18 protein-coding genes and 1 tRNA gene are annotated in these 20,537 nt (G+C 72.0%); 2 read left to right on the top strand and 17 right to left on the bottom strand.

All coding sequences use genetic code 11. The annotated features are described in order from the left end of the window. The first annotated feature begins 195 nt into the window (after positions 1 to 195). Complete coding sequence (locus ABT160_RS02440; RefSeq protein ID WP_351642477.1) at positions 196 to 402, top strand: hypothetical protein; 207 nt, start codon at positions 196 to 198, stop codon at positions 400 to 402. A 2-nt stretch (positions 403 to 404) separates the two neighbouring features. Here the strand turns inward: ABT160_RS02440 and ABT160_RS02435 are convergent, their stop codons facing one another. The 5 genes from ABT160_RS02435 to ABT160_RS02415 all read right to left on the bottom strand — a co-directional run bounded on the left by ABT160_RS02435 (position 405) and on the right by ABT160_RS02415 (position 4,799). After that, positions 405 to 1,661: a tyrosine-type recombinase/integrase gene (locus tag ABT160_RS02435; protein ID WP_351642474.1), complete on the bottom strand. Its 1,257-nt coding sequence runs from the start codon at positions 1,659 to 1,661 to the stop codon at positions 405 to 407. A gap of 120 nt (positions 1,662 to 1,781) precedes the next feature. Beyond that, a tRNA-His gene (locus ABT160_RS02430) sits at positions 1,782 to 1,854 on the bottom strand. A gap of 340 nt (positions 1,855 to 2,194) precedes the next feature. Beyond that, positions 2,195 to 2,803, bottom strand: coding sequence for an oligoribonuclease (gene orn / locus ABT160_RS02425; protein WP_351642473.1), 609 nt, complete (start codon positions 2,801 to 2,803; stop codon positions 2,195 to 2,197). Between the two features lie 85 nt (positions 2,804 to 2,888). Further along, the gene (locus tag ABT160_RS02420) at positions 2,889 to 4,097 is read right to left on the bottom strand and encodes a GlxA family transcriptional regulator (RefSeq protein WP_351642471.1); all 1,209 of its coding nucleotides are present in this window, start codon (positions 4,095 to 4,097) and stop codon (positions 2,889 to 2,891) included. 378 nt (positions 4,098 to 4,475) lie between these two features. Beyond that, a complete protein-coding gene (locus ABT160_RS02415) occupies positions 4,476 to 4,799 on the bottom strand; it encodes a hypothetical protein (RefSeq protein WP_351642468.1) in 324 nt (107 codons plus the stop codon). A gap of 369 nt (positions 4,800 to 5,168) precedes the next feature. Between ABT160_RS02415 and ABT160_RS02410 the strand changes: the two genes are divergently transcribed. Then, entirely contained in the window at positions 5,169 to 5,690 is a 522-nt protein-coding gene (locus ABT160_RS02410; RefSeq protein WP_351642467.1) for a universal stress protein, read from the top strand. A 367-nt stretch (positions 5,691 to 6,057) separates the two neighbouring features. Here ABT160_RS02410 and glmS read toward each other — a convergent pair whose 3' ends face one another. The 12 genes from glmS to ABT160_RS02350 form a co-directional block, all read right to left on the bottom strand. Next, positions 6,058 to 7,875, bottom strand: a complete 1,818-nt coding sequence (glmS, locus tag ABT160_RS02405) for a glutamine--fructose-6-phosphate transaminase (isomerizing) (RefSeq protein WP_351642464.1) — start codon at positions 7,873 to 7,875, stop codon at positions 6,058 to 6,060. Between the two features lie 61 nt (positions 7,876 to 7,936). Continuing rightward, positions 7,937 to 8,212 carry a hypothetical protein gene (locus ABT160_RS02400; RefSeq protein ID WP_351642463.1) on the bottom strand — a complete coding sequence of 92 codons (276 nt, stop codon included), beginning with the start codon at positions 8,210 to 8,212 and terminating at the stop codon, positions 7,937 to 7,939. A gap of 88 nt (positions 8,213 to 8,300) precedes the next feature. Next, positions 8,301 to 9,176, bottom strand: a complete 876-nt coding sequence (locus tag ABT160_RS02395; protein ID WP_351642462.1) for a DUF4429 domain-containing protein — start codon at positions 9,174 to 9,176, stop codon at positions 8,301 to 8,303. A 117-nt stretch (positions 9,177 to 9,293) separates the two neighbouring features. Then, the gene (locus ABT160_RS02390) at positions 9,294 to 11,084 is read right to left on the bottom strand and encodes an IucA/IucC family protein (protein ID WP_351642460.1); all 1,791 of its coding nucleotides are present in this window, start codon (positions 11,082 to 11,084) and stop codon (positions 9,294 to 9,296) included. Further along, positions 11,081 to 11,644 (bottom strand): GNAT family N-acetyltransferase, encoded by a 564-nt coding sequence (locus ABT160_RS02385; protein WP_351642458.1) that lies wholly within the window; start codon positions 11,642 to 11,644, stop codon positions 11,081 to 11,083. Before ABT160_RS02385 ends, ABT160_RS02390 begins: the two co-directional genes overlap by 4 nt. Beyond that, positions 11,641 to 12,909 carry a lysine N(6)-hydroxylase/L-ornithine N(5)-oxygenase family protein gene (locus ABT160_RS02380; RefSeq protein WP_351642455.1) on the bottom strand — a complete coding sequence of 423 codons (1,269 nt, stop codon included), beginning with the start codon at positions 12,907 to 12,909 and terminating at the stop codon, positions 11,641 to 11,643. Before ABT160_RS02380 ends, ABT160_RS02385 begins: the two co-directional genes overlap by 4 nt. After that, entirely contained in the window at positions 12,893 to 14,335 is a 1,443-nt protein-coding gene (locus tag ABT160_RS02375; RefSeq protein WP_351642454.1) for a pyridoxal phosphate-dependent decarboxylase family protein, read from the bottom strand. The genes ABT160_RS02380 and ABT160_RS02375 overlap by 17 nt, the downstream gene beginning before the upstream one ends. Before the next feature lie 146 nt (positions 14,336 to 14,481). Beyond that, positions 14,482 to 15,321, bottom strand: coding sequence for a siderophore-interacting protein (locus ABT160_RS02370; protein ID WP_351642452.1), 840 nt, complete (start codon positions 15,319 to 15,321; stop codon positions 14,482 to 14,484). A 5-nt stretch (positions 15,322 to 15,326) separates the two neighbouring features. Further along, positions 15,327 to 16,367 carry an ABC transporter substrate-binding protein gene (locus ABT160_RS02365; protein ID WP_351642449.1) on the bottom strand — a complete coding sequence of 347 codons (1,041 nt, stop codon included), beginning with the start codon at positions 16,365 to 16,367 and terminating at the stop codon, positions 15,327 to 15,329. 120 nt (positions 16,368 to 16,487) lie between these two features. Further along, the gene (locus ABT160_RS02360) at positions 16,488 to 17,654 is read right to left on the bottom strand and encodes an acyl-CoA dehydrogenase family protein (protein WP_351642447.1); all 1,167 of its coding nucleotides are present in this window, start codon (positions 17,652 to 17,654) and stop codon (positions 16,488 to 16,490) included. Positions 17,655 to 17,656: 2 nt separating this feature from the next. After that, on the bottom strand, positions 17,657 to 18,577 hold the full coding sequence (locus tag ABT160_RS02355; protein WP_351643035.1) for a hydroxymethylglutaryl-CoA lyase: 921 nt from the start codon (positions 18,575 to 18,577) through the stop codon (positions 17,657 to 17,659). Between the two features lie 17 nt (positions 18,578 to 18,594). Beyond that, entirely contained in the window at positions 18,595 to 20,529 is a 1,935-nt protein-coding gene (locus ABT160_RS02350) for an ATP-binding protein (protein WP_351642444.1), read from the bottom strand. Positions 20,530 to 20,537 lie beyond the last annotated feature (8 nt).

Raw genomic sequence — 20,537 nt, 5'->3', positions numbered from 1 at the left:
TAGTTCCGTTGTGCGCGGTGTAGTCAGGAACGGTTCAATGCGGCACCATTACTGATCCGCTTGGGGAGCGTGAGAGGTCCGAACTGCCGCTTGCCTGAGGAATCGAACACGTGGTTCCTTTGTGAGCTGGAGCACGCCATTGGGGGATCTGTGGCCGAGATTGAGCACGCACGCCCAGCGCGACGAGTACAGATTGTGACGAGCAAGCTGCTCCCAGACGGCTACGCCGTCGTCGGAGTGGACTCCCCCGAGGCTCGCACCTTCGCGATCCGACCAGACGCCGACATAGAGCAGATCGTCTCCGAGCTGAACGCCATCCTCGAAGCGGACTGCCACACCGGCCGCCTGACCGTCGCCCCGATAGACGAGCGCGACAGGCCAGGCGGCCACCCTCCGGTGTAGCCCTACGCCGTCCGCACCGCGTGCAGCCCGGCGCGCGGTGCCGGCACGCCCATGATTGCCTCCACCGCCGAAGCGATGTCGTCGTCCAGCCCCTGCACCAGGTGCCCGTACCGGTCCACCGTCGTCTGGATCGACTCGTGCCCCAGCCGGATCTGGATGGCCGGCAGCGGGATCCGCGCGGCGATCAGCCACGCAACGTGCGTGTGCCGCAGGTCGTGCAGTCTCGGCCTCTTCGGCAGGCCCTTCTCGACCGCCGCAGCGACGGCCGGTAGCCACTTCCGGTTGTAGTAGTTCGCGTGCCGCCACGCCCCGCCCATCGCCGCGCGGAACACGAAGTCGTCCGGCCTCCGCCCGGTGGAATGCCGCCGCGCCAGCTCGACCTGTGCCGGGGCCAGGCGCAGCAGGCGACGCGCCTTCTTCGTCTTCGGCGGTCCGAGGTAGAACGCGCCGCCGGGGGATCCCTTCTTGGCCTTCTTCCAGGCCCGCTGGATGTTCACCGAGGGCCGCTCGGCGGTCAGGGCGAGGTCGGACACCCGCAGGGCGGTGGCCTCGCTCCAGCGCATCCCGGTGCCCACGAGCCAGTCGGCGAGGTCCCGGGCGTCCGGGTCGGTGATCTCCTGCGCGATGCGCTCGTACTCGTCACGCTCCAGGAAGGTCATCTCCTCGTCCGTGTGGTCGTCCACGCGGGGGAGGCTCGTCCGCTTGCAGCAGTTCGTCGTACGCAGGGGCGTGGTGGCCTCTATGGCGGCCTGGACGACGCAGAAGAGGAGTCCGTGGCGATTGCGGATGCTCTTGGGGTCTGCGGGCCGCCTGAGCCACTTCTCGGCGTCGTGGGGGTCCCGCTCGCCGGTCTCCTCGGCGCGCACCCAGTCGGTGACGTCCTCCTGGGTGAGGTTCCCGATCGTCGCCGTGGCGTCCTCGCCCGCGGGCGTCGTGTGGCGGAGCAGGGTGAAGTGGATGCGGACCTCGCGGTGGTAGTCCTCGCGGGTCCGGTCGTCGATGCCGGTGAGCCGGTCGACGTAGCGGGTCGCGTACTCGAGGAGGGGGATGTCCCCGGGGACGGCCGGCTCCTCGACGAACCCCTGCCCGCGGACCCAGCCGTGCGGCCACTGGTTGCCGTGCGCCTCGACGAGGCGGCGGAACTGGTCGGCCGCGTCCGGGTCACCGAAGTTCTCCGTCTGCCACTCGCCGTCCTGGCGCCACTTCACCTGGTAGGTGACGTCGCCCGACTTCTTGGGCCGCTTCACGATGCTCGCCATGACGGGACGGTACGCCCAAAACGCCTGGTCGTGGACCCCTGTTGTTCCCGTGATGTTCCCGGGTTCCCGGACATGACGAAGGGCTGACCCGTTTTCACAGGTCAGCCCTTGATCATTCAGGGTGAGTAACGGGACTTGAACCCGCGACATCCTGGACCACAACCAGGTGCTCTGCCAGCTGAGCTATACCCACCACGTCCGGTCGTTCTGTCCGGGGACTTCCCCGACCGGCCGAGAAAAAGTGTACAGGGTCCGAAGGGGTGCTCGCGCCCGCCTTTCTCGCGGGGGTCCGGAGGGGGCCTCGGGAGGGCCCGGAGGCCCTGTGGGGGCGGGGTCGAGCGGGTCCGGCCGCAGGTGTCCAGGGCCCCGCCCGGGCCACCCGGGGCCCGGCCCAGGCATCCCGGGCCCCGGGCGAAGGCCCCGCACCCGGAGGTCCCGGGAGGCGGCGCCTCCTGTGCGCCCAGGCGCCCCGTGAGGCCAGGCGCCCCGGGCCGCAGGGCGGAAGGCCCTCCGGCCCGGAAGGCGTCCCCGGGCTAGTGCTGCTCCGCCGGGACCACGTGGCGGGACGCGATCTGCTTCGCCGTGTCCGAGTCGGGGCCCGGCTGCGGGACGAAGACCGCCTCGCGGTAGTAGCGCAGCTCCGCGATCGACTCGCGGATGTCGGCGAGCGCCCGGTGGTTGCCGTTCTTCTCCGGGCTGTTGAAGTACGCCCGCGGGTACCAGCGCCGCGCCAGCTCCTTCACCGAGGAGACGTCCACGATCCGGTAGTGCAGGAATCCCTCCAGGTCCGGCATGTCGCGGAGCAGGAAGCCGCGGTCGGTGCCGACCGAGTTGCCGCACAGCGGGGCCTTGCCGGGCTCCTTCACGTGCTCGCGCACGTACGCCAGGACCTGTGCCTCGGCGTCGGCCAGCGTGGTGCCGCCCGCCAGCTCGTCGAGGAGGCCCGACGAGGTGTGCATCTGGCGCACCACGTCCGGCATGGTCTCCAGGGCCTCGTCCGGCGGGCGGATCACGATGTCCACGCCTTCGCCGAGCACGTTCAGTTCCGAGTCGGTGACCAGTGCGGCCACCTCGATGAGTGCGTCGTCCGTCAGCGAGAGCCCGGTCATCTCGCAGTCGATCCACACCATGCGATCGTTCATGCGTCCTACCTTATGGCTCCCGGACGCGCGCAGAAGCCGTACGGCGGACCTGGGAGGGGTCCGCCGTACGGCTTCGTACGTACTCCTACGCGCCGCTGCGCTGCCCGGGCAGCGCCGGGCGTCCGGGCGCGTACAGGTCGGACTGCGGCTTGCCCGGGTCACCGGACGCGGTCGAGGGCGGGCCGACCGGTCCGGCGGCCGCCGCGGCGCGTCGCGCCGCGGACGAGACCTGGGCGGGCACGACCGTCTCCACCACGCTCGTCGGCGGACCCGGGTCGCTCTGCGGGCGACGGGCCCGGTAGGCCGCGCGGTACGCGGCCGGTGACGAGCCGAGCTGGCGGCGGAAGTGCCCGCGCAGCGCGACGGGGGAGCGGAAGCCGCAGCGTCCGGCGACCTCGTCGACCGAGTAGTCGGAGGTCTCCAGGAGCCGCTGCGCTTGCAGCACCCGCTGGGTGATCAGCCACTGGAGCGGGGCGGACCCCGTCAGTGACCGGAAGCGGCGGTCGAACGTACGCCGTGACATGTACGCGCGCGCCGCCAGCGTCTCCACGTCGAACTGCTCGTGGAGGTGCTCCAGCGCCCAGGCGACGACCTCGGCCAGCGGGTCGGCGCCGATCTCCTCGGGTAAAGACCTGTCGAGGTAGCGCTCCTGCCCGCCGCTTCGGCGGGGCGGGACGACCAGCCTGCGCGCGAGCGCGCCGGCGGCCTCGGCGCCGTGGTCGGTCCGCACGATGTGCAGACAGAGATCGATTCCGGCCGCCGTGCCGGCGGACGTCAGCACGTCGCCGTCGTCGACGAAGAGCTCCCGCGGGTCCACGTGGACCGACGGGTAGCGCTTCGCCAGCGTCGGCGCGTACATCCAGTGCGTCGTCGCGGGACGCCCGTCGAGCAGTCCGGCGGCCGCGAGCACGAAGGCGCCGGTGCACAGCCCGACGATGCGGGCGCCTTCCTCGTGGGCCCGGCGCAGCGCGTCGAGCGCCTCCGGCGGTGGCGGCGAGGTGATCGACCGCCAGGCCGGTACGACGACGGTTCCGGCCCGGCTGATCGCCTCCAGGCCGTACGGCGCGGTGAGTTCGAGGCCCCCTGTGGTCCGCAGTGGGCCTTCCTCGCCTGCACAGACCAGCAGTCGGTAACGCGGAACTCCCGCGTCCTGCCGGTCGATTCCGAACACGGAGAGCGGGATCGAGCTCTCGAAGATGGGGCCGCCACTGAAGAGCAGTACGGCGACGACCTCGCGACGGCGGCGCCCGGACAGCTTCCGTGCGGCCTCCGGTGCGGCGGAGTCCTGGCTCATGACGCTAAGCCCCCCTCGGTGTTCGCGTCTCCTCGGTCCTGTCGCTCCTGCACGTTTCCCCTCGGTTTTGCACGAGTCCCCAGCCATCGATAGCCATGATCGAATCTACTGTGTCCCGTGGCGCCGGCGTGACAAGTTCTGCATCCAGCACATTGTCGACAAGGCAACTTGGCGCGAAGCATTCGATCAGGAAGCGTTCCATGTCACGGGGTGCGCAGGGAAGTGCGCGTAGCGTGCATGGCCCGTCCCCGTAGGGTGCGAATAGCCATGGCAGGGCTTTCTTCCCTGGTGGCAAGGGGGTTCGAGGGGGGCTCGGCCACCGGGGTGAGGTGTTCGGGAAGTTGGCTGAAAACCTACGGGCGCGGGTGTGCGAACACGTCAGTCCTGAGGCGCACTTCCAGCACGGCGGCGGCCGTTCCCGCGCGGCGTTCCACCGTCCCTCGACCGCCGGCGGCCGTGCGGGGCCTCCGCGACCCCCGCGGCCTCGCGCGCCGCGGCCCGCTCCGACTGGCGCAGCAGCACCCGGCAGGCCGCCGTGACGGCCGCCAGGCCCAGCGCGGCGACCGAGGCCCCGCCGAAGGACGTGCCGTGCACGACGAGGACGACGGGGACCAGCGCACAGCTGAAGGCGGCCCAGCGGACGACGTCGCTCGCGGACTGGGCGGCGGAGGTTGAAGCCGGTACTACCTCGGTGGCGGGCACGGTTGCTCCCTCGGGCGCGGTGGGCTGACCGCTGGCCAACGAGGAGCGGAACGCTCCGGTCACTCGACTCCGGCGTACGGGGGACATGGCGGGCCCTGGACAGGTGACGGCTGTACGGCCCATCCGGCATTGCCTTCCGGGGCGGGCTCGTGCATGCTCCGTGGAACGCCACGCGTAGGGCGGCGAGCCCTGGGCAGGAGAGGAGTGTCGCCGTACCCTTGGGGATATGGGGTTGGGAAGGTGATTCCCGGACACTGCTCCCCGGTGGAGCCGCGTGGCCCCGCTCTCCGAGATCACGTCCCTTCCGTCACTGCCCCCTGCCTCATCGTCCGTCCCCCTTCCACGAGGACCTTCTTCGCCGAGACACCGATGGCCGGACACGAATTCTTCGAACCCGCGGACCGCAAGCAGGTCGCCGATTCCACGGTCGACCCCCTCGCGGCGGAACAGACACGCCACTCCTGCGACCCCGCGTTCATGCACGGCGTCGTCGTCGGCTTCGACGGCTCGACGTCCAGTGAGCGGGCGCTGGCCTACGCGATCGGCATGGCGCGGCGCTCCGGCTCCGGCCTGATCATCGTGCACGTGGCCAATCGGCTGCCCACCACCGTCTGGGCGGGCTGCGAGCCACCGGTCTTCGTCGACGTGCCCGACCACCGCACCGAGGTGCTCGGCCTCGAACTCGCCTGTGCGGACTACCTGGCCGAGGTGCCCTGGATCCTGGTCGAGCGCGGCGGGGACATCTGCCACGAGCTGGAGGAGGTCGGCCGCGAGTACTCGGCCGACGCGATCGTCGTGGGCTCCACGCACGGCATCGTCGGGCGCATCTTCGGCTCCGTGGCGGGCCGCCTCGCGCGCCGCGCCCAGCGCCCGGTGATCGTCATCCCGTAGCCCGTTCCCCGGCTCGTTCCCTAGCCCTTCCGGGCGTTCTCCGGGGGGACTTGGGGCGTTCTTGGCGTACGTGTACCAAAGGGACCGGGTGCCCCGGTGAGAACCCGTCAAATCCCGTACGGAACAGATAAATCTACTCGCCCGTACGAGGTGGATTGTGCGCTTGTGAAGGGTACATAGAGGACGCTGGGAAGCGGCACCACGCGTGGAGCGCGCCGCGGGCCGGGGAGTGACGGCCACCGGCTGAGCGGCCACGAGGCCGGTGCTTGGGCGGCACCGGCCGTACGAGGAAGCGGCCCCCGCGTGCTGGTGGCACACGCGGGGGCCGCTTCGCGTCCCGTGGGGGGTCTTCCGCCGGGCGGCGGTCCTACTCGACCGTGACCGACTTCGCCAGGTTGCGGGGCTTGTCGATGTCCCGGCCCAGCGCCAGCGCCGTGTGGTACGCGAGGAGTTGGAGCGGGATGCCCATCAGGATCGGGTCCAGCTCGTCCTCGTTCTTCGGTACGACGATGGTGTGGTCGGCCTTCTCCTGGACCTGGTGCGCCACCGCGAGGATCCGGCCGCTGCGGGCCTTGATCTCCTCCAGGGCGGCGCGGTTCTTCTCCAGCAGGTCGTCGTCCGGGACGATCGCGACCGTCGGCAGGGCCGGCTCGATGAGCGCCAGCGGGCCGTGCTTGAGCTCGGAGGCCGGGTAGGCCTCCGCGTGGATGTAGGAGATCTCCTTGAGCTTCAGGGAGGCCTCCAGGGCCACCGGGTAGCCGCGCACCCGGCCGATGAACATCATCGACTTGGCGTCCGCGTACTCGGCCGCCAGCTTCTTGATCTCGTCCTCGGTCTCCAGGATCTGCCCGATCTGCTCCGGCAGCCTGCGCAGGCCCTCGATGATCCGCTTGCCGTCGGTGACGGACAGGTCGCGGATGCGGCCCAGGTGCAGGGCGAGCAGCGCGAAGGCGACCACCGTGTTGGTGAAGCACTTGGTGGACACCACGCAGACCTCGGGGCCCGCGTGCACGTACACGCCGCCGTCGGCCTCGCGGGCGATGGCGGAGCCCACCACGTTCACCACGCCGAGGACGCGGGCGCCCTTGCGCTTGAGCTCCTGGACCGCGGCCAGCACGTCGTAGGTCTCGCCGGACTGGGAGACGGCGACGTAGAGCGTGTCGGGGTCCACGACCGGGTTGCGGTAGCGGAACTCCGAGGCCGGCTCGGCGTCCGCCGGGATGCGGGCCAGGGACTCGATCAGGCCCGCGCCGATCAGGCCGGCGTGGTAGGAGGTGCCGCAGCCCAGGATCTTGATCCGGCGGATGGTGCGGGCCTCGCGGGCGTCCAGGTTCAGGCCGCCCAGGTGCACGGTGGAGAAGCGGTCGTCGATGCGGCCGCGCAGCACGCGGTCCACGGCGTCGGCCTGCTCGGAGATCTCCTTGTGCATGTACGTGTCGTGGCCGCCCATGTCGTAGGAGGCGGCCTCCCACTCCACGGTCTCCGGGGTGGCGGTGGTGGAGGTGCCCGACGTCGTGTACGTACGGAAGTCGTCGGCCTTGAGGGTGGCCATCTCGCCGTCGTCCAGGGTGACCACCTGGCGGGTGTGCGCGATCAGCGCGGCGACGTCGGAGGCGACCAGCATCTCCTTCTCGCCGATGCCCAGGATCACCGGGGAGCCGTTGCGGGCCACCACGATGCGGTCGTTGAAGTCCGCGTGCATCACGGCGATGCCGTAGGTGCCCTCGATGAGCTTGAGCGCCTCGCGGACCTTCTCCTCCAGCGTGGCGGCCTGGGAGCGGGCGATCAGGTGGGTGATGACCTCGGTGTCGGTCTCGGAGGCGAAGACGACGCCGTCCGCCTCCAGCTTGGCGCGCAGCTCCTGGGCGTTGTCCACGATGCCGTTGTGGACGACGGCGACCTTGTTCTCCGGGTCCAGGTGCGGGTGGGAGTTGACGTCGCTCGGCGCGCCGTGGGTGGCCCAGCGGGTGTGGGCGATGCCGGTGGTGCCGGTGAAGCGCTTGGGGACCCGCGCCTCCAGGTCGCGCACCCGGCCCTTGGCCTTGACCATCTTCAGGCCGCCGGCCTTCGGGCTGGTGACGACCATGCCCGCGGAGTCGTAACCCCGGTACTCCAGGCGCTGGAGCCCCTCCAGCAGCAGTGGTGCCACATCACGCCTGCCGATGTAACCGACGATTCCGCACATAGAGTCTCTGCCCCTCCGTACCGCACTGATGGCCGTTGCCGATGCCGTTGCCCTGGTGTGCTCAGCCGTAGACGATGCGGCGCAGCTGCCGGAGCGAGAGCTCCGGTGGCGCCACGGCGCGGTGCGGCAGCTCGGCCGCGATCCGCTCGAAGATCTCGGAGTTCACCGCGCCACCGGACTGCAGCTCCCGGTGGCGGCGTCGCACGAACTCCTCGGTCGTCTCGCCGAAGTACGCCAGCACGTCCAGTACCACCCGGGCCGCCTCGCCGCGCCTGAGCGCGGTGCTGCGCACCAGGTGGTCGACGAGGTCCTCGTGGGACGAGCGGCGTTCGAGCACCCGTAGATACTGAAGGGTCCTTCATATTGAATGCAAGAATCCTGCCCGATATCGGGCAGGATTCCTGTCCTTTTGGAGTAGTCCCAGGTCAGAGCTGTTTGAGTACGGCCTGCTTGGCGGCCGTGAACTCGTCGTCCGTCAGTACGCCCGCCTGGTGCAGCTCGCCCAGCTCCCGCAGGCGCCGCAGCAGCACGTCGTGGTCGGCCGCGGGCGGCAGGGCCGCGGCGGGCGGCGGCGCGAGCTCCTTCCGCACCGCGTGCGGGTGCGGCAGCCGGGCCACCACGGCCGCCGCCACCAGCGCCATCAGCGGGTCCCTGCGGAAGCCCCACAGCTCCACCGCGTGCGGGTCGTACTTGGCGGGGCCGGAGAAGGCCGGGGCGGAGGAGTGCGCCGTGCGGAAGCGCAGGTAGCCGTTCTCCAGGCCGGCCGCGGGCAGCCACTCCACGGCGTCCACGTCCGCCAGGCCCAGCGTGCGCGGGCCGCCCGCCGACTTGGACTCCTCGGTCTTCCAGTTCCACTCCAGGCGGATCCGCTCGCCGTCGAAGGTGACGGTGCCGTCGCCCGCGCCGATGGTCAGCGGCAGGGCGGGCCCCGGCAGCAGGTAGCGGTCGGTGGGCCCGGCGGCCACCTGCTCCAGGAGCAGGGCGTTGCGCACCTCGTCCACGAAGTACTCGGCGACGCCGGCGCGGTCGCCGGAGACGCTCAGCCGGTAGGGGTCCGAGGCCTCGTCGAGCTTTCCGCCGGTGGTCTGGAGCAGCGGGTCGGCGCCGTCGCGCAGCCGCAGCCTGAGCCGCCCCGACTTGCGGCCCGCCTCGAAGGAGACGCCCGCCAGCGCGTCCAGCGGCACCGCGACCTCACCCAGCGCGCGGCGCAGCAGGCTCACGCCCTTGTCGCCGCCGGGGACGATGCGCACGGTGTCGCCGTCGAAGGTCCAGGTCCCGTCCTTCTGGATGATTTCCGCCATGTCCCTGATTGTTCCACCGGGTTGGGCGGGGCAGGGGGCGGGGCGCGGGCCCCGGCGGGCCCGGGGGAGCGGCGGGCGCCGGCCGCGGGACCGTACCGCGGCCGGCGCCCGCCGGGTTCAGGCGACCCGCGCCAGCGGGTTCTCCAGGGTGCCGACGAGCTGCAGGGCGCCCGACGGGTCCGCCAGGTCCACCATCTGCCGGTTGTCGCGCAGCTGGAGCCGGTTGAGGCAGGACAGCGCGAAGTCCGGCGCGAACAGGTCGTAGCGGGCGAACTTCTCCGCCAGCTCCGGCACCGCCTCCTGGTGCCCGCGCACGCACGCGGCGACGGTCCGCCAGAACGCGTCCTCCTCCAGCACCCCCCGGTCGGCCAGCGTGGCGGACAGGAAGCGGAAGAAGCAGTCGAAGACGTCCGTGAGCACCGACAGCGCCTTCATGTCCTCCGGCACCTCAGCGCGGATCCGCTCCACGGCCGGCGGCAGCACCGCGTCCGGGTCCATCACGCAGATCTCCTCGGCGATGTCCTTGAACACCGCCCGCACCACCGCCCCGCGCTCGTCGAGCACCAGGATCACGTTCTCGCCGTGCGGCATGAACACCAGGTCGTACGCGTAGAAGGAGTGCAGCACCGGCAGCAGGTAGGCGTCCAGGTAGCCGCGCAGCCACTCCTCGGGCGCCAGCCCGGAGGACGCGATCAGCGCCGCCGCGAACGAGCCGCCGTCGCGGTCCACGTGCAGCAGCGAGGCCATGGTGGCGAGCCGCTCGCCGGGCCGCAGGGAGGTCACCGGCGACTCGCGCCACAGGGCCGCGAGCATCTTGCGGTACGGCGAGTAGCGGTCGGTGGCCTTCTCGTACTCCAGGTGCCGGTAGCCGACCGCCGCGCACTCGCGGATGATCGAGAACCCGGCGCCCTTGAGGACGCGGTCGTTGTCGATCAGCCGGGCCAGCCAGTCGTTGATCGCGGGCGTGGCCTCCATGTAGGCGGCCGAGAGTCCGCGCATGAAGCCCATGTTGAGCACCGAGATCGCGGTCTTCACGTAGTGCCTGGCCGGGTCGGAGGCGTTGAAGAAGGTGCGGATGGACTGCTGGGCCAGGTAGTCGTCGCCGCCCTCGCCGAGCACCACCAGGCGCCGCTGGGCGACCTCGGCGGCGAAGGTGACGGACAGCTTGTTCCACCACTGCCAGGGGTGCACCGGGATGAGCACGTGGTCGTCGAAGTCGAGCCCCTGGTCGGCCAGTCGGCGTACGAAGCCGTCGACGGCCGCGTCGCCGAGCTCGGCCCGGACGAACGCCTCGTACTCGACGCCCGCGCCCGCCGTGAAGACGGCCCGCTCGCGCCGGGCGGCCAGCCACACCAGCCGGACCGGGCTCGCCGTCTCGGGGGCGTACGCGTGGTACTCGTGGACGCCGAAGCCGAGCCGGCCGTTGTTGGCGACGAAGCACGGGTGGCCCTCGGTCATGCCCGTCTCGATCGCCTGGAAGCCGGCGGCGGCCAGCTCGGCGGCGCTGACGGCGGGCTTGGTGAGCTTGTAGGCGGTGCCGGAGAGGGTGGAGGAGATCTCCTCCAGGTAGACCGGCAGGACCTCCGGGCTCAGGCCCAGGGACTCCTGGAACTCGGTGAAGAACTCCAGCGCGTCCAGGGGCAGTTCGGCGCCGTGGCGGTGGCGGGTGACCGACTCGGGGCGCACCTGCCAGTGGTCCAGGGCGAACCGGCGGGCGGTGAAGCGGTACTCGGTGGCGCCGTCGTCGGCCAGTACCCGGTAGGCGTCCCCGCCCAGCGGCTCGGGGGCCAGCAGCCGCTCGTGGCTGAACTCGGCGAGCGCCTTGCGCAGCAGCTGCCGGGTGGCCTCGGCCCAGCGCTCGGGCGTCAGGTGGCCGACGGCCCCGTGCAGGTCGTGGGTGGTGCTCACAGGTCCTCTCCCGTCGCCTCGCGGAACCGCTCCCGGGTGCAGAAGCTCAGCAGCGCCCGCTTCTCCGGCTTGGCTATCTCCCGCTCGGCCACGAAGCCCACCGCCTCGTTCAGCACGTGCACGGCGGTGTTGCGGGCGTCCGGCTCCACCACCACGCGCCGCACCGCCGGTTCGGCGAACAGCTCGCGCATCACCGCGGTGATCACCGCGCGGGTGAAGCCGTGCACGGGGGTGTCGGTCGGGGCGACCAGGAAGTGCATCCCGACGTCCCCGGGCTCGGGCTCGTACAGGCCCACCAGCTCCACGTGGGCGGGGTCGTAGCGCTCCATCAGGAAGGCGGGCTCGCCGTCGCGCAGGCCGAGGAAGGCGTCGTGGTGCGGGTGCGCGGCGATCGCCATGTACTCCCGCTCCACGTCCTGGAGGCGGTGGTCGGACATCAGCCAGAACGCGGACTTGGGGTGGGTCACCCAGCGGTGCACCAGGCCGGCGTCGGTCAGGACGTCCAGCGGGCGCAGGCTCAGCGTCCCGACGGCGGTGGGGGAGGTGGTGCGGCTGCTCATACGGCGAACTCCTGGAACGCGATGGACTTCTCGACGGGGTAGTAGGCGGAGCCCAGCAGCTCGCGGATGATGTACGCGTTGCGGTAGGCGCCCATGCCCAGGTCGGGGCTGGTGACCGAGTGGGTGTGGGTGCCCGCGTTCTGCAGGAAGATCCCGCGCCCGGTGACGTCGATCGCGTAGTTGCGGGCCACGTCGAAGCGGCCCCGCCCGTCCCAGGTGATCCGGTCGCGCACCGGCTCCAGGAAGGCCGGGGGCACGTACTTGTAGCCGGTGGCGAGCACCAGGCCCTCGGTGCGCAGCTCGAAGTCCTTGCCCTGCTCCTCCTGGCGCAGGCCCAGGGTGTAGCCGCCGTCGGTGTACGCGGCCGTGCGCAGCGCGCAGTTGGTGAGCAGCCGGGTGGGCACGGGACCGGCCAGGTTCTTCTGGTACAGCAGGTCGTAGATCTCGTTGACCAGGTCCCCGTCGATGCCCTTGAACAGGCCCTTCTGCCGCTCCTCCAGGCCGTAGCGGGTGTCCTCGGGCAGCGCGCGGAAGTAGTCCGCGTACTCCGGCGAGGTCATCTCCAGGGTGAGCTTGGTGTACTCCAGCGGGAAGAAGCGCGGGGAGCGGGTCACCCAGTTCAGCCGGTAGCCGTGCTCGTCGATGCCGGAGAGCAGGTCCTGGTAGATCTCCGCCGCGCTCTGCCCGCTGCCGACGACCGTGATCGACTCCTTCGTGAGGAGCTCGGAACGGGCGTCCAGGTAACGCGAGTTGTGGGTGAAGTCGCCGCCGAGTCCCTCGCACGCCTCGGGGACGTACGGGGGAGTGCCGGTACCGAGCACCAGGCGGGGCGCGCGGTGGACCTCGCCGCCGTCGGTGCGCACCGCGTAGCGCCCGTCCGCCTCGTCGTACGTCACCTCGGTCACCGTGGTGGAGAACCGCACGCTGCCCAGCCGGGCGGCGGCCCAGCGGCAGTAGTCGTTGTACTCGGTGCGCAGCGGATAGAAGTTCTCGCGTATGTAGAACGAGTACAGCCTGCCCTTCTCCTTCAGGTAGTTGAGGAAGGAGTACGGCGAGGTCGGGTCGGCCAGCGTCACCAGGTCGGACATGAACGGCGTCTGCAGGTGGGCGCCGTCCAGGAACATCCCGGAGTGCCACTCGAAGTCCGGCTTGGACTCCAGGAAGAGGCCGTTGAGCTCCTCGACCGGCTCGGTCAGGCAGGCGAGTCCGAGGTTGAAGGGCCCGAGCCCGATCCCGATGAAGTCGAGGTCACGAGGCGTGGACAAGGTTCTCTCCCAGGTACTGCTCGGCGTGGCCGGCGATGAGGTCGAGGACGGCGGCGATGTCGTCGGTGGTCGTCTCGGGGTTGAGCAGGGTGAACTTCAGGTACTGGCGGCCGTCCACCTCGGTGCCCGCCACGACCGCCTCGCCGGAGGCGAACAGGGCCTTGCGGGCGTGCAGGTTCGCCCGGTCGATCTGCTCGGGCGAGGTGGCCTCCGCCGGGATGTAGCGGAAGACCAGGGTGGACAGCCGGGGCCGGACCACGACGTCGTAGCGAGGGTCGGCGGCGAGCCGCTCCCAGCCCTCGGCGGCCAGGTCGCAGACCTCGTCGAAGAGCTGCCCGACGCCGTCGGCGCCCATCACGCGCAGGGTCATCCAGAGCTTCAGCGCGTCGAAGCGCCGGGTGGTCTGCAGGGACTTGTCCACCTGGTTGGGGACGCCCTCGGCGACCGTGCGGCGGGGGTTGAGGTACTCCGCGTGGTACGTCGCGTGCCGCAGCGTGGTCCCGTCCCGTACCAGCAGGGCGGAGGAACTCACCGGCTGGAAGAAGGACTTGTGGTAGTCGACGGTGACGGAGTCGGCGCGCTCCACGCCGTCGAGCAGGCCGCGCCGGGTGGGGGAGGCGAGCAGTCCGCAGCCGTACGCCGCGTCGACGTGCAGCCAGGCGCCGTACAGCGTCGCCAGGTCGGCGATCTCGGGCAGCGGGTCGATCGAGCCGAAGTCGGTGGTCCCGGCGGTGGCGACGACGGCCATCGGGACGTCGCCGTCGCGGGCGCACCGCTCCAGCGCGTCGGCCAGCGCGTCGGTGCGCATCCGGCGGTCGCGGTCGACGGGCACGGACACCACGGCGTCCGGGCCGAGGCCGAGCAGCGAGGCGGACTTCTGGACGCTGAAGTGGCCGCAGGCGGAGGCGAGGACGCGCAGCCGGGACGGGTCGGCGGCCTTCGCCTCCTGGCGGGCCAGCAGCAGGGCCTGGAGGTTGGACTGGCTGCCGCCGCTGGTGAAGACGCCGTCGGCGGCCTCGCCGAGGCCGGCCCGCGCGGTGGTCCAGTCGATCAGGCGGCGCTCGATGAGGGTGGCGCCGGCGCTCTGGTCCCAGGTGTCCAGCGAGGAGTTGACGGCGGAGAGCACCGCCTCGCCGAGGACGGCGGGTATGACGACCGGGCAGTTGAGGTGGCCCAGGTAGCGGGGGTGGTGGAAGTAGACGGCGTCGCGCAGGTAGACGCGCTCCAGCTCGTCGAGGGCGGCCGAGGTGTCGTGCAGGGGGCGGTCGAGGTCGACCGCCGCGATCTCGGGGGCGAGCGCGTCGGGGGTGACGCCGGTGAAGGGCCGCGGGTTCGTGGCGAGTCTGGCCGCCACCCGCTCGACCCCCTCGGTGACGGAGCGCCGGTATTGCTCCGCCGTGGCGTCGTTGAGCAGGTGCGAGCGCATGCGGGGTCCTCCCGGTACGGGCTGCGTCGCCCCTCCAGGACAGGAGTGGGGGCGAGGGGACGACGTGGAAGTTAGGTTAGCCTAACCTAACTTCCACGTCACGGTGTCCCCTCGCCCCCATCCGGAAGCAGACGTTCACACGTCTCTCACGCGTCGCCCTCCGGCGCCTCGCGCAGCGCGTCCTCGCTCAGGCCGCGCCGCCAGTAGCCCACGAACGTCACCCGCCGCCTGTCCAGGCCGCGTTCGCCCACGAGGTGGCGCCGCAGCGCCTTCACCGAGCCGGACTCGCCCGCCAGCCAGGCGTACGGCAGCGCGCCCGGCAGCTCCGCGGCGCGCACCGCCTCCAGCGCCGACGGCGCGCCGTCCTCCCGTACCAGCCAGGTCAGTTCGGCCTTCGCCGCCGTGACGGGCTCCAGCACGTCGGCGGCGCAGGGTACCTCGAGGAAGGCCCGCACCGGCAGCCCGGCGGGCAGCGACTCCAGGATCGCGGAGGCGGCCGGCAGCGCGGTCTCGTCGGCCCAGAGCACCACCGCGTCGGCGTCCGCGGGCGGCCGGAAGCGCACCGCGGTGTTGTCGGCCACCGCCGGGCCGAGGACCACCACGCGGTCGCCCTCGGCGGCCGCCAGGGCCCAGCGGCAGGCGGGCCCGCCGTCGGCGTGCACGGCGAAGTCGACGTCCACCTCGTCGGGGGAGCGGCGCTGCTCGCGCACGGTGTACGAGCGCATCACGGCCCGCTCGTCGTCCGGCAGCGCGCGCCAGGCGCCGAGCACCGCGTAGATGTCGTCGGTGTCCAGCGGCGGCAGCAGCGGCTCACGCCGGCCGGCGCGCGGCAGGAACAGCGAGAGGGACTGGTCGCGCCCGCCCGAGGCGAAGCGGTCCAGTCCCCCTCCGGTGAAGGTGACGCGCACCAGCGACGGACCGAGCCGTCGCGTCCGGGTCACCTGGAGGGGGAAGAAGCGGAACGGGACGGACTCGGCGGTCGTCATCGGGGTCAGCCCACCTTCTTCGCGTTCTCGATCGCCTTGGCGAGGTCCTCGACCAGCACGGCGCACTTGTCGTACGAGTAGATCGGCTCGGTCACGCGCGGGATCACCTGGCCCGCCTTGACGGCCGGCAGCTGGCCCCAGGTGGGCTTGGAGCCCAGGTCCTTGGGCTGCACCGCCGAGGTGCGGTTGTCCATCATGATCACGTCGGCCGGGTACTTGTCGAGGTTCTCCCAGCTCAGCGACTCGAAGAAGCCCTGCCCGTCCACCTTCGGCTTGACGAACTTGACGCCCAGCTCCTCGAAGTAGGCGGTGTCCGCGGACATCTTGGCGAGCGAGACGTAGAAGACCTCGGCGCTCGCGGAGCCGATCATCACGCGGATCTCCGGGCGGGACTTGGCGGCGGCGCGCAGCCGGGCGGCGGCCTTCTCGAACCGGGCCCTGGCGTCGGTGACCTTCTTCGACTTCAGGTCCGCGCCGAGGGACTCGGCCAGCTGCGCGTGGCGCTCCAGGGCCTTGGGGATGGTGGTGTTGGTGGCCCACAGGCCCACGCTCGGCGCGATCTTGAGGATCTTGTCGGCGGACTTCTCCGGCAGGTACCAGAGCTTGTTCGGCTCCCAGAGCGCGGAGACCAGCAGCTCCGGCTCCAGCTTCAGGTACTCCTCGATCTTGAACTCGCCGTAGACGTTGCCGATGACCTCGACCTTCTTGACGTCCAGGTCGCCCGCCTGCACATCGGCCCGGTCCTCGCCCGTCTTGGGGTCCTTGACCGTGGTCGGGCCGAAGACGCCCTTCACCTCGACGCCGTAGTCGTGCAGCGCGGCGGCCACGCCGACGAAGGCGACGATGTTCTTCGGGACGGACTTCGCCTCGACGTCCTTGCCCCGGTCGTCCTTGAACTTCCAGGGGCCCGACTTCGCGGCGTCGCCGTCGGACTCCTTGGCGGAGCCGGAGCCGCCGCAGGCGGCCAGCGCCGCCCCGAGGCCGAGGGCGCCGCCCGCGGCGAGCAGACCGCGGCGGGTGGGACGGGATGCGCGGGCGTTGGACATGCGGGGTCTGCCTTCGGGGTGGGGGCCGATTAGTGAGGTGAGCCTAACCTTGCCCCCCGGGCCCTGTGAACCCGCCCCTCCGCTTGCCCGGCGCGGCGGCGCACCGGGCAAGCGGGCCCGCTACGCCGAAAGTCCCAGCTCGCGGGCGATCAGCATCCGCTGCACCTCGCTCGTCCCCTCGCCGATCTCCAGGATCTTGGAGTCCCGCCACATCCGCGCCACCGGGTACTCGTTCATGAACCCGTACCCCCCGTGGATCTGCGTCGCCTCGCGCGCGTTGTCCACGGCCACCGTCGAGGAGTACAGCTTCGCCAGCGCCGCCTCCTTCTTGAACGGCTCCCCGAGCACCAGCCGCGACGCCGCGTCGCGCCAGCCGATGCGGGCCATGTGCGCCCGCATCTCCATGTCAGCGATCTTGAACTGGATCGCCTGGTTGTCGCCGATCGGGCGGCCGAAGGCGCGGCGCTCCTTGGCGTACTTCAGCGACTCGTCCACGCAGCCCTGCGCGAGCCCGGTGGCCAGCGCGGCGATCGCCACCCGGCCCTCGTCCAGGATGCGCAGGAACTGCGCGTAGCCGCGGCCCTCCTCGCCCAGCAGGTTCTCCCCCGGCACCCGGACGTCGGAGAAGGACAGCTCGCGGGTGTCCGAGGAGTTCCAGCCGACCTTGGAGTACGGGGCCGCGACGGTGAAGCCGGGCGTCCCCGACGGCACGATGATCGAGGAGATCAGCGGGCGCCCGTCGGGCTTGCGGCCGGTCACGGCGGTCACCGTGACCAGGCCGGTGATGTCCGTGCCGGAGTTGGTGATGAAGCACTTGGAGCCGTTGATCACCCACTCGCCGGTCGCCTCGTCGCGCACCGCCGTGGTCCGGGTGCCGCCCGCGTCCGAGCCGCACTCCGGCTCGGTCAGGCCGAACGCGCCGAGCACCTCGCCCGCGCACAGCTTCGGCAGCCACTGCCGCTTCTGCTCCTCGGTGCCGAAGCGGTACACCGGCATGGCGCCCAGCGAGACGCCCGCCTCCAGGGTGATGGCCACCGAGGAGTCCACCCGTGCCAGCTCCTCCAGGGCGATCCCGAGCGCCAGGTAGTCGCCGCCCATGCCGCCGTACTCCTCGGGGAAGGGCAGCCCGAACAGGCCCATGCGGCCCATCTCGCGCACGATCTCGTACGGGAACTCATGGCGCTCGTACAGGTCGCCGATCTTGGGGGCCACGACGTCGTGGGCGAACTCCTCGACGGTGCGCCGGAGTTCCTCGTGCTCCTCGGAGAGCCGGTGGTCGAGCGACATGTCTACTGCTCCTTGTGGGAGAGGGCGCGGACGGTGCGGGACGGGCTGGGCCGTCCCAGGCGTTCGGCGAGCCAGGCGCTCGTGGCGACCAGCTCCCCGAGGTCGACCCCGGTCTCGATGCCGAGGCCGTGGAGCATCCACACGAGGTCTTCGGTGGCGAGGTTCCCGGTGGCACTCTTCGCGTACGGGCAGCCGCCCAGGCCGCCCGCCGAGGCGTCGACGGTGGCCACGCCGTGCCGCAGCGCGGCCAGCGTGTTGGACAGGGCCTGGCCGTAGGTGTCGTGGAAGTGCACCGCCAGACGGGAGGACGGCAGCCCGGCCGCGTCCAGCGCGGACAGCAGCGCGCCCACGTGCCCGGGCGTGGCCACCCCGATGGTGTCGCCCAGGCTCAGCTCCTGGCAGCCCAGGTCGGCCAGGGCGCGGGTGACCCGGACGACCTGCTCCACCGGGACCTGGCCCTCCCAGGGGTCGCCGAAGCACATCGACAGGTAGCCGCGCACCGCCAGGCCCTCGGCCCTGGCCCGGGCCACGACCGGGGCGAACATGGCGAGGGCCTCGTCCACGGTCCGGTTGAGGTTGGCCTTGGCGAACGACTCGGTGGCGCTGGCGAAGACGGCGACCTCGCGGGCGCCCAGGGCCAGCGCGCGGTCCAGGCCGCGCTCATTGGGCACCAGCACCGGAAGCCGCGCGTCCAGGTCCCGCACGAGCGGGAACAGCGCCTCGGCGTCGGCCAGTTGGGGCACCCACTTGGGGTGCACGAAGCTGGTGGCCTCGATGGTGGTGAGCCCGGCCCGGGCCAGCCGGTGGACGAACTCGGCCTTCACCTCGGTGGGCACGACCGCCCGCTCGTTCTGCAGGCCGTCGCGCGCGCCGACCTCGTGGATGCGGACCCGGGCGGGCAGGCCCTCCAGCGGGAAGGCCATCGGCAGTCCGGCGGCGCTCACGCGGGCACCTCCGCGTCGGCCGGGGCGTCGGGCGTGACGACCGCGAGGACCTGCTCCATCGCGACGGCCGTCCCGGCCTTGACGTCCAGCTCGGTCACGGTGCCCGCGTGCGGCGCCGCGATGACGTGCTCCATCTTCATCGCCTCGACCACCAGCAGGCTCTGCCCGGCGTCGACCCGGTCGCCCACCGCGACCTTCACCACGGTGACCGTGCCCGGCATCGGCGCGGCGAGCGCGTCCGCCCCGGCGTGCGCGGCCCCGGTCAGCGCGGCGGCCACCGGGTCGTGGTCGCGCACCTGCCAGGAGTCGCCGTCCCGGCCCAGCCAGTCGCCGGCCCGGTCGAAGGAGTGCAGGACGCCGTCGACGCGGACGGTGACCCGGTCCGCCTCCACGCGCGCGTCGGCGGGCGCCGGGTGGGTGACGGGTTCGAGTCCCGGGACGCGCAAGGGGAACGACGGGGTGACCGGCGTGCCGCCCAGGCGCCATCCGCTGGGCACCGAGAACGGGTCGGTCCAGCCGCCCGCCGCCGGCTCCAGCCGCGCCGCGCGCACGGCCGCCGCCGCCGCGTACACCTCCTCGGGCACCCCGTCCGGGACCAGGGACTCCGCGTCCCGCTCGACCAGGCCGGTGTCCAGCTCGCCCGAGACCACCCGCGGGTGGGCGAGCAGGCGGCGCAGGAAGCCCGCGTTGGTGGGCACGCCCAGGGTGACCGTCCCGGCCAGCGCGGCCCGCAGCCTGCGCAGGGCCGTCGCCCGGTCGGGGCCGTACGCGATGACCTTGGACAGCATCGGGTCGTACAGGCTGCCGACCTCGGTGCCCTCGCTCAGGCCGGAGTCGGTGCGCACGCCCTCGCCCCGCGGCTCGCGCAGCGCGAGGACCGTGCCGCCGGAGGGCAGGAAGCCGCGCGCCGGGTCCTCCGCGCACAGCCGCGCCTCCACGGCGTGCCCGGTCAGCGTGACGTCGTCCTGGCCGAAGGAGAGCCGCTCCCCGGCGGCCACCCGCAGCTGCCACTCCACCAGGTCCAGGCCCGTCACCAGCTCGGTGACCGGGTGCTCGACCTGGAGGCGGGTGTTCATCTCCATGAAGCAGTACGCGGACGGGTCCGCGCCCGGCACGATGAACTCCACGGTGCCCGCGCCGACGTAGCCGCAGCTGCGCGCCGCCTCCACGGCCGCCGCGCCCATCGCCGCCCGGGTCGCCTCGTCGAGCAGGACGCTGGGCGCCTCCTCGATGACCTTCTGGTGGCGCCGCTGGAGCGAGCACTCGCGCTCGCCCAGGTGCACCACGTTGCCGTGGGCGTCGGCGAGGACCTGGATCTCGATGTGCCGTGGCCGGTCGATCCAGCGCTCCACCAGCAGGGTGTCGTCGCCGAAGGAGGCACGGGCCTCGCGCCGCGCGGCGGCGATCTCCTCGTCGAGCACGGCCAGGTCGCGCACCAGGCGCATGCCCTTGCCGCCGCCGCCCGCACTGGGCTTGAGCAGCACCGGGGCGCCCAGCGAGCGGGCGGCGGCGGCCAGTTCGGGGTCGCGGCCGCCCGGGACCACCGGCACCCCGGCGGCCTCCACGGTCTCCTTGGCCCGGATCTTGTCGCCCATCAGGGCGATCGCCTCGGCGGACGGGCCGATGAAGACCAGGCCCGCCTCGGCGCAGGCCCGCGCGAACGCCGCGTTCTCGGCGAGGAAACCGTAGCCGGGGTGGACGGCCTGGGCGCCGGTGCGGGCCGCGGCCTCGACGATGGCCGCCGCCGACAGGTAGCTCTCGGCGGCGGGTGCCGGGCCGATCCGTACGGCCGTGTCCGCCTCCCGCACGTGCCGGGCGTCGGCGTCGGCGTCGCTGAACACGGCCACCGAGCGCACTCCGAGCGAGCGCAGCGTGCGGATCACGCGCACCGCGATCTCACCCCGGTTGGCCACCAGAACGGTGTCGAACATGGTCTCCC

It is taken from the genome of Streptomyces sp. NPDC001941, assembly GCF_040296945.1.
Classification (GTDB): Bacteria; Actinomycetota; Actinomycetes; order Streptomycetales; family Streptomycetaceae; genus Streptomyces.
Note: the sequence above shows the minus strand (reverse complement) of the source record. Positions and strands in the feature narration are given on the sequence as shown.

Coding starts and splice junctions, on each gene's coding strand:
- ABT160_RS02385 (WP_351642458.1), bottom strand. CDS start 11,644: ATGAGCAGCCGCACCACCTCCCCCACCGCCGTCGGGACGCTGAGCCTG.
- ABT160_RS02410 (WP_351642467.1), top strand. CDS start 5,169: ATGGCCGGACACGAATTCTTCGAACCCGCGGACCGCAAGCAGGTCGCC.
- ABT160_RS02435 (WP_351642474.1), bottom strand. CDS start 1,661: ATGGCGAGCATCGTGAAGCGGCCCAAGAAGTCGGGCGACGTCACCTAC.
- ABT160_RS02395 (WP_351642462.1), bottom strand. CDS start 9,176: ATGGCGGAAATCATCCAGAAGGACGGGACCTGGACCTTCGACGGCGAC.
- ABT160_RS02420 (WP_351642471.1), bottom strand. CDS start 4,097: ATGAGCCAGGACTCCGCCGCACCGGAGGCCGCACGGAAGCTGTCCGGG.
- ABT160_RS02360 (WP_351642447.1), bottom strand. CDS start 17,654: ATGTCGCTCGACCACCGGCTCTCCGAGGAGCACGAGGAACTCCGGCGC.
- ABT160_RS02355 (WP_351643035.1), bottom strand. CDS start 18,577: ATGGCCTTCCCGCTGGAGGGCCTGCCCGCCCGGGTCCGCATCCACGAG.
- ABT160_RS02375 (WP_351642454.1), bottom strand. CDS start 14,335: ATGCGCTCGCACCTGCTCAACGACGCCACGGCGGAGCAATACCGGCGC.
- orn (WP_351642473.1), bottom strand. CDS start 2,803: ATGAACGATCGCATGGTGTGGATCGACTGCGAGATGACCGGGCTCTCG.
- ABT160_RS02370 (WP_351642452.1), bottom strand. CDS start 15,321: ATGACGACCGCCGAGTCCGTCCCGTTCCGCTTCTTCCCCCTCCAGGTG.
- ABT160_RS02350 (WP_351642444.1), bottom strand. CDS start 20,529: ATGTTCGACACCGTTCTGGTGGCCAACCGGGGTGAGATCGCGGTGCGC.
- ABT160_RS02365 (WP_351642449.1), bottom strand. CDS start 16,367: ATGTCCAACGCCCGCGCATCCCGTCCCACCCGCCGCGGTCTGCTCGCC.
- glmS (WP_351642464.1), bottom strand. CDS start 7,875: ATGTGCGGAATCGTCGGTTACATCGGCAGGCGTGATGTGGCACCACTG.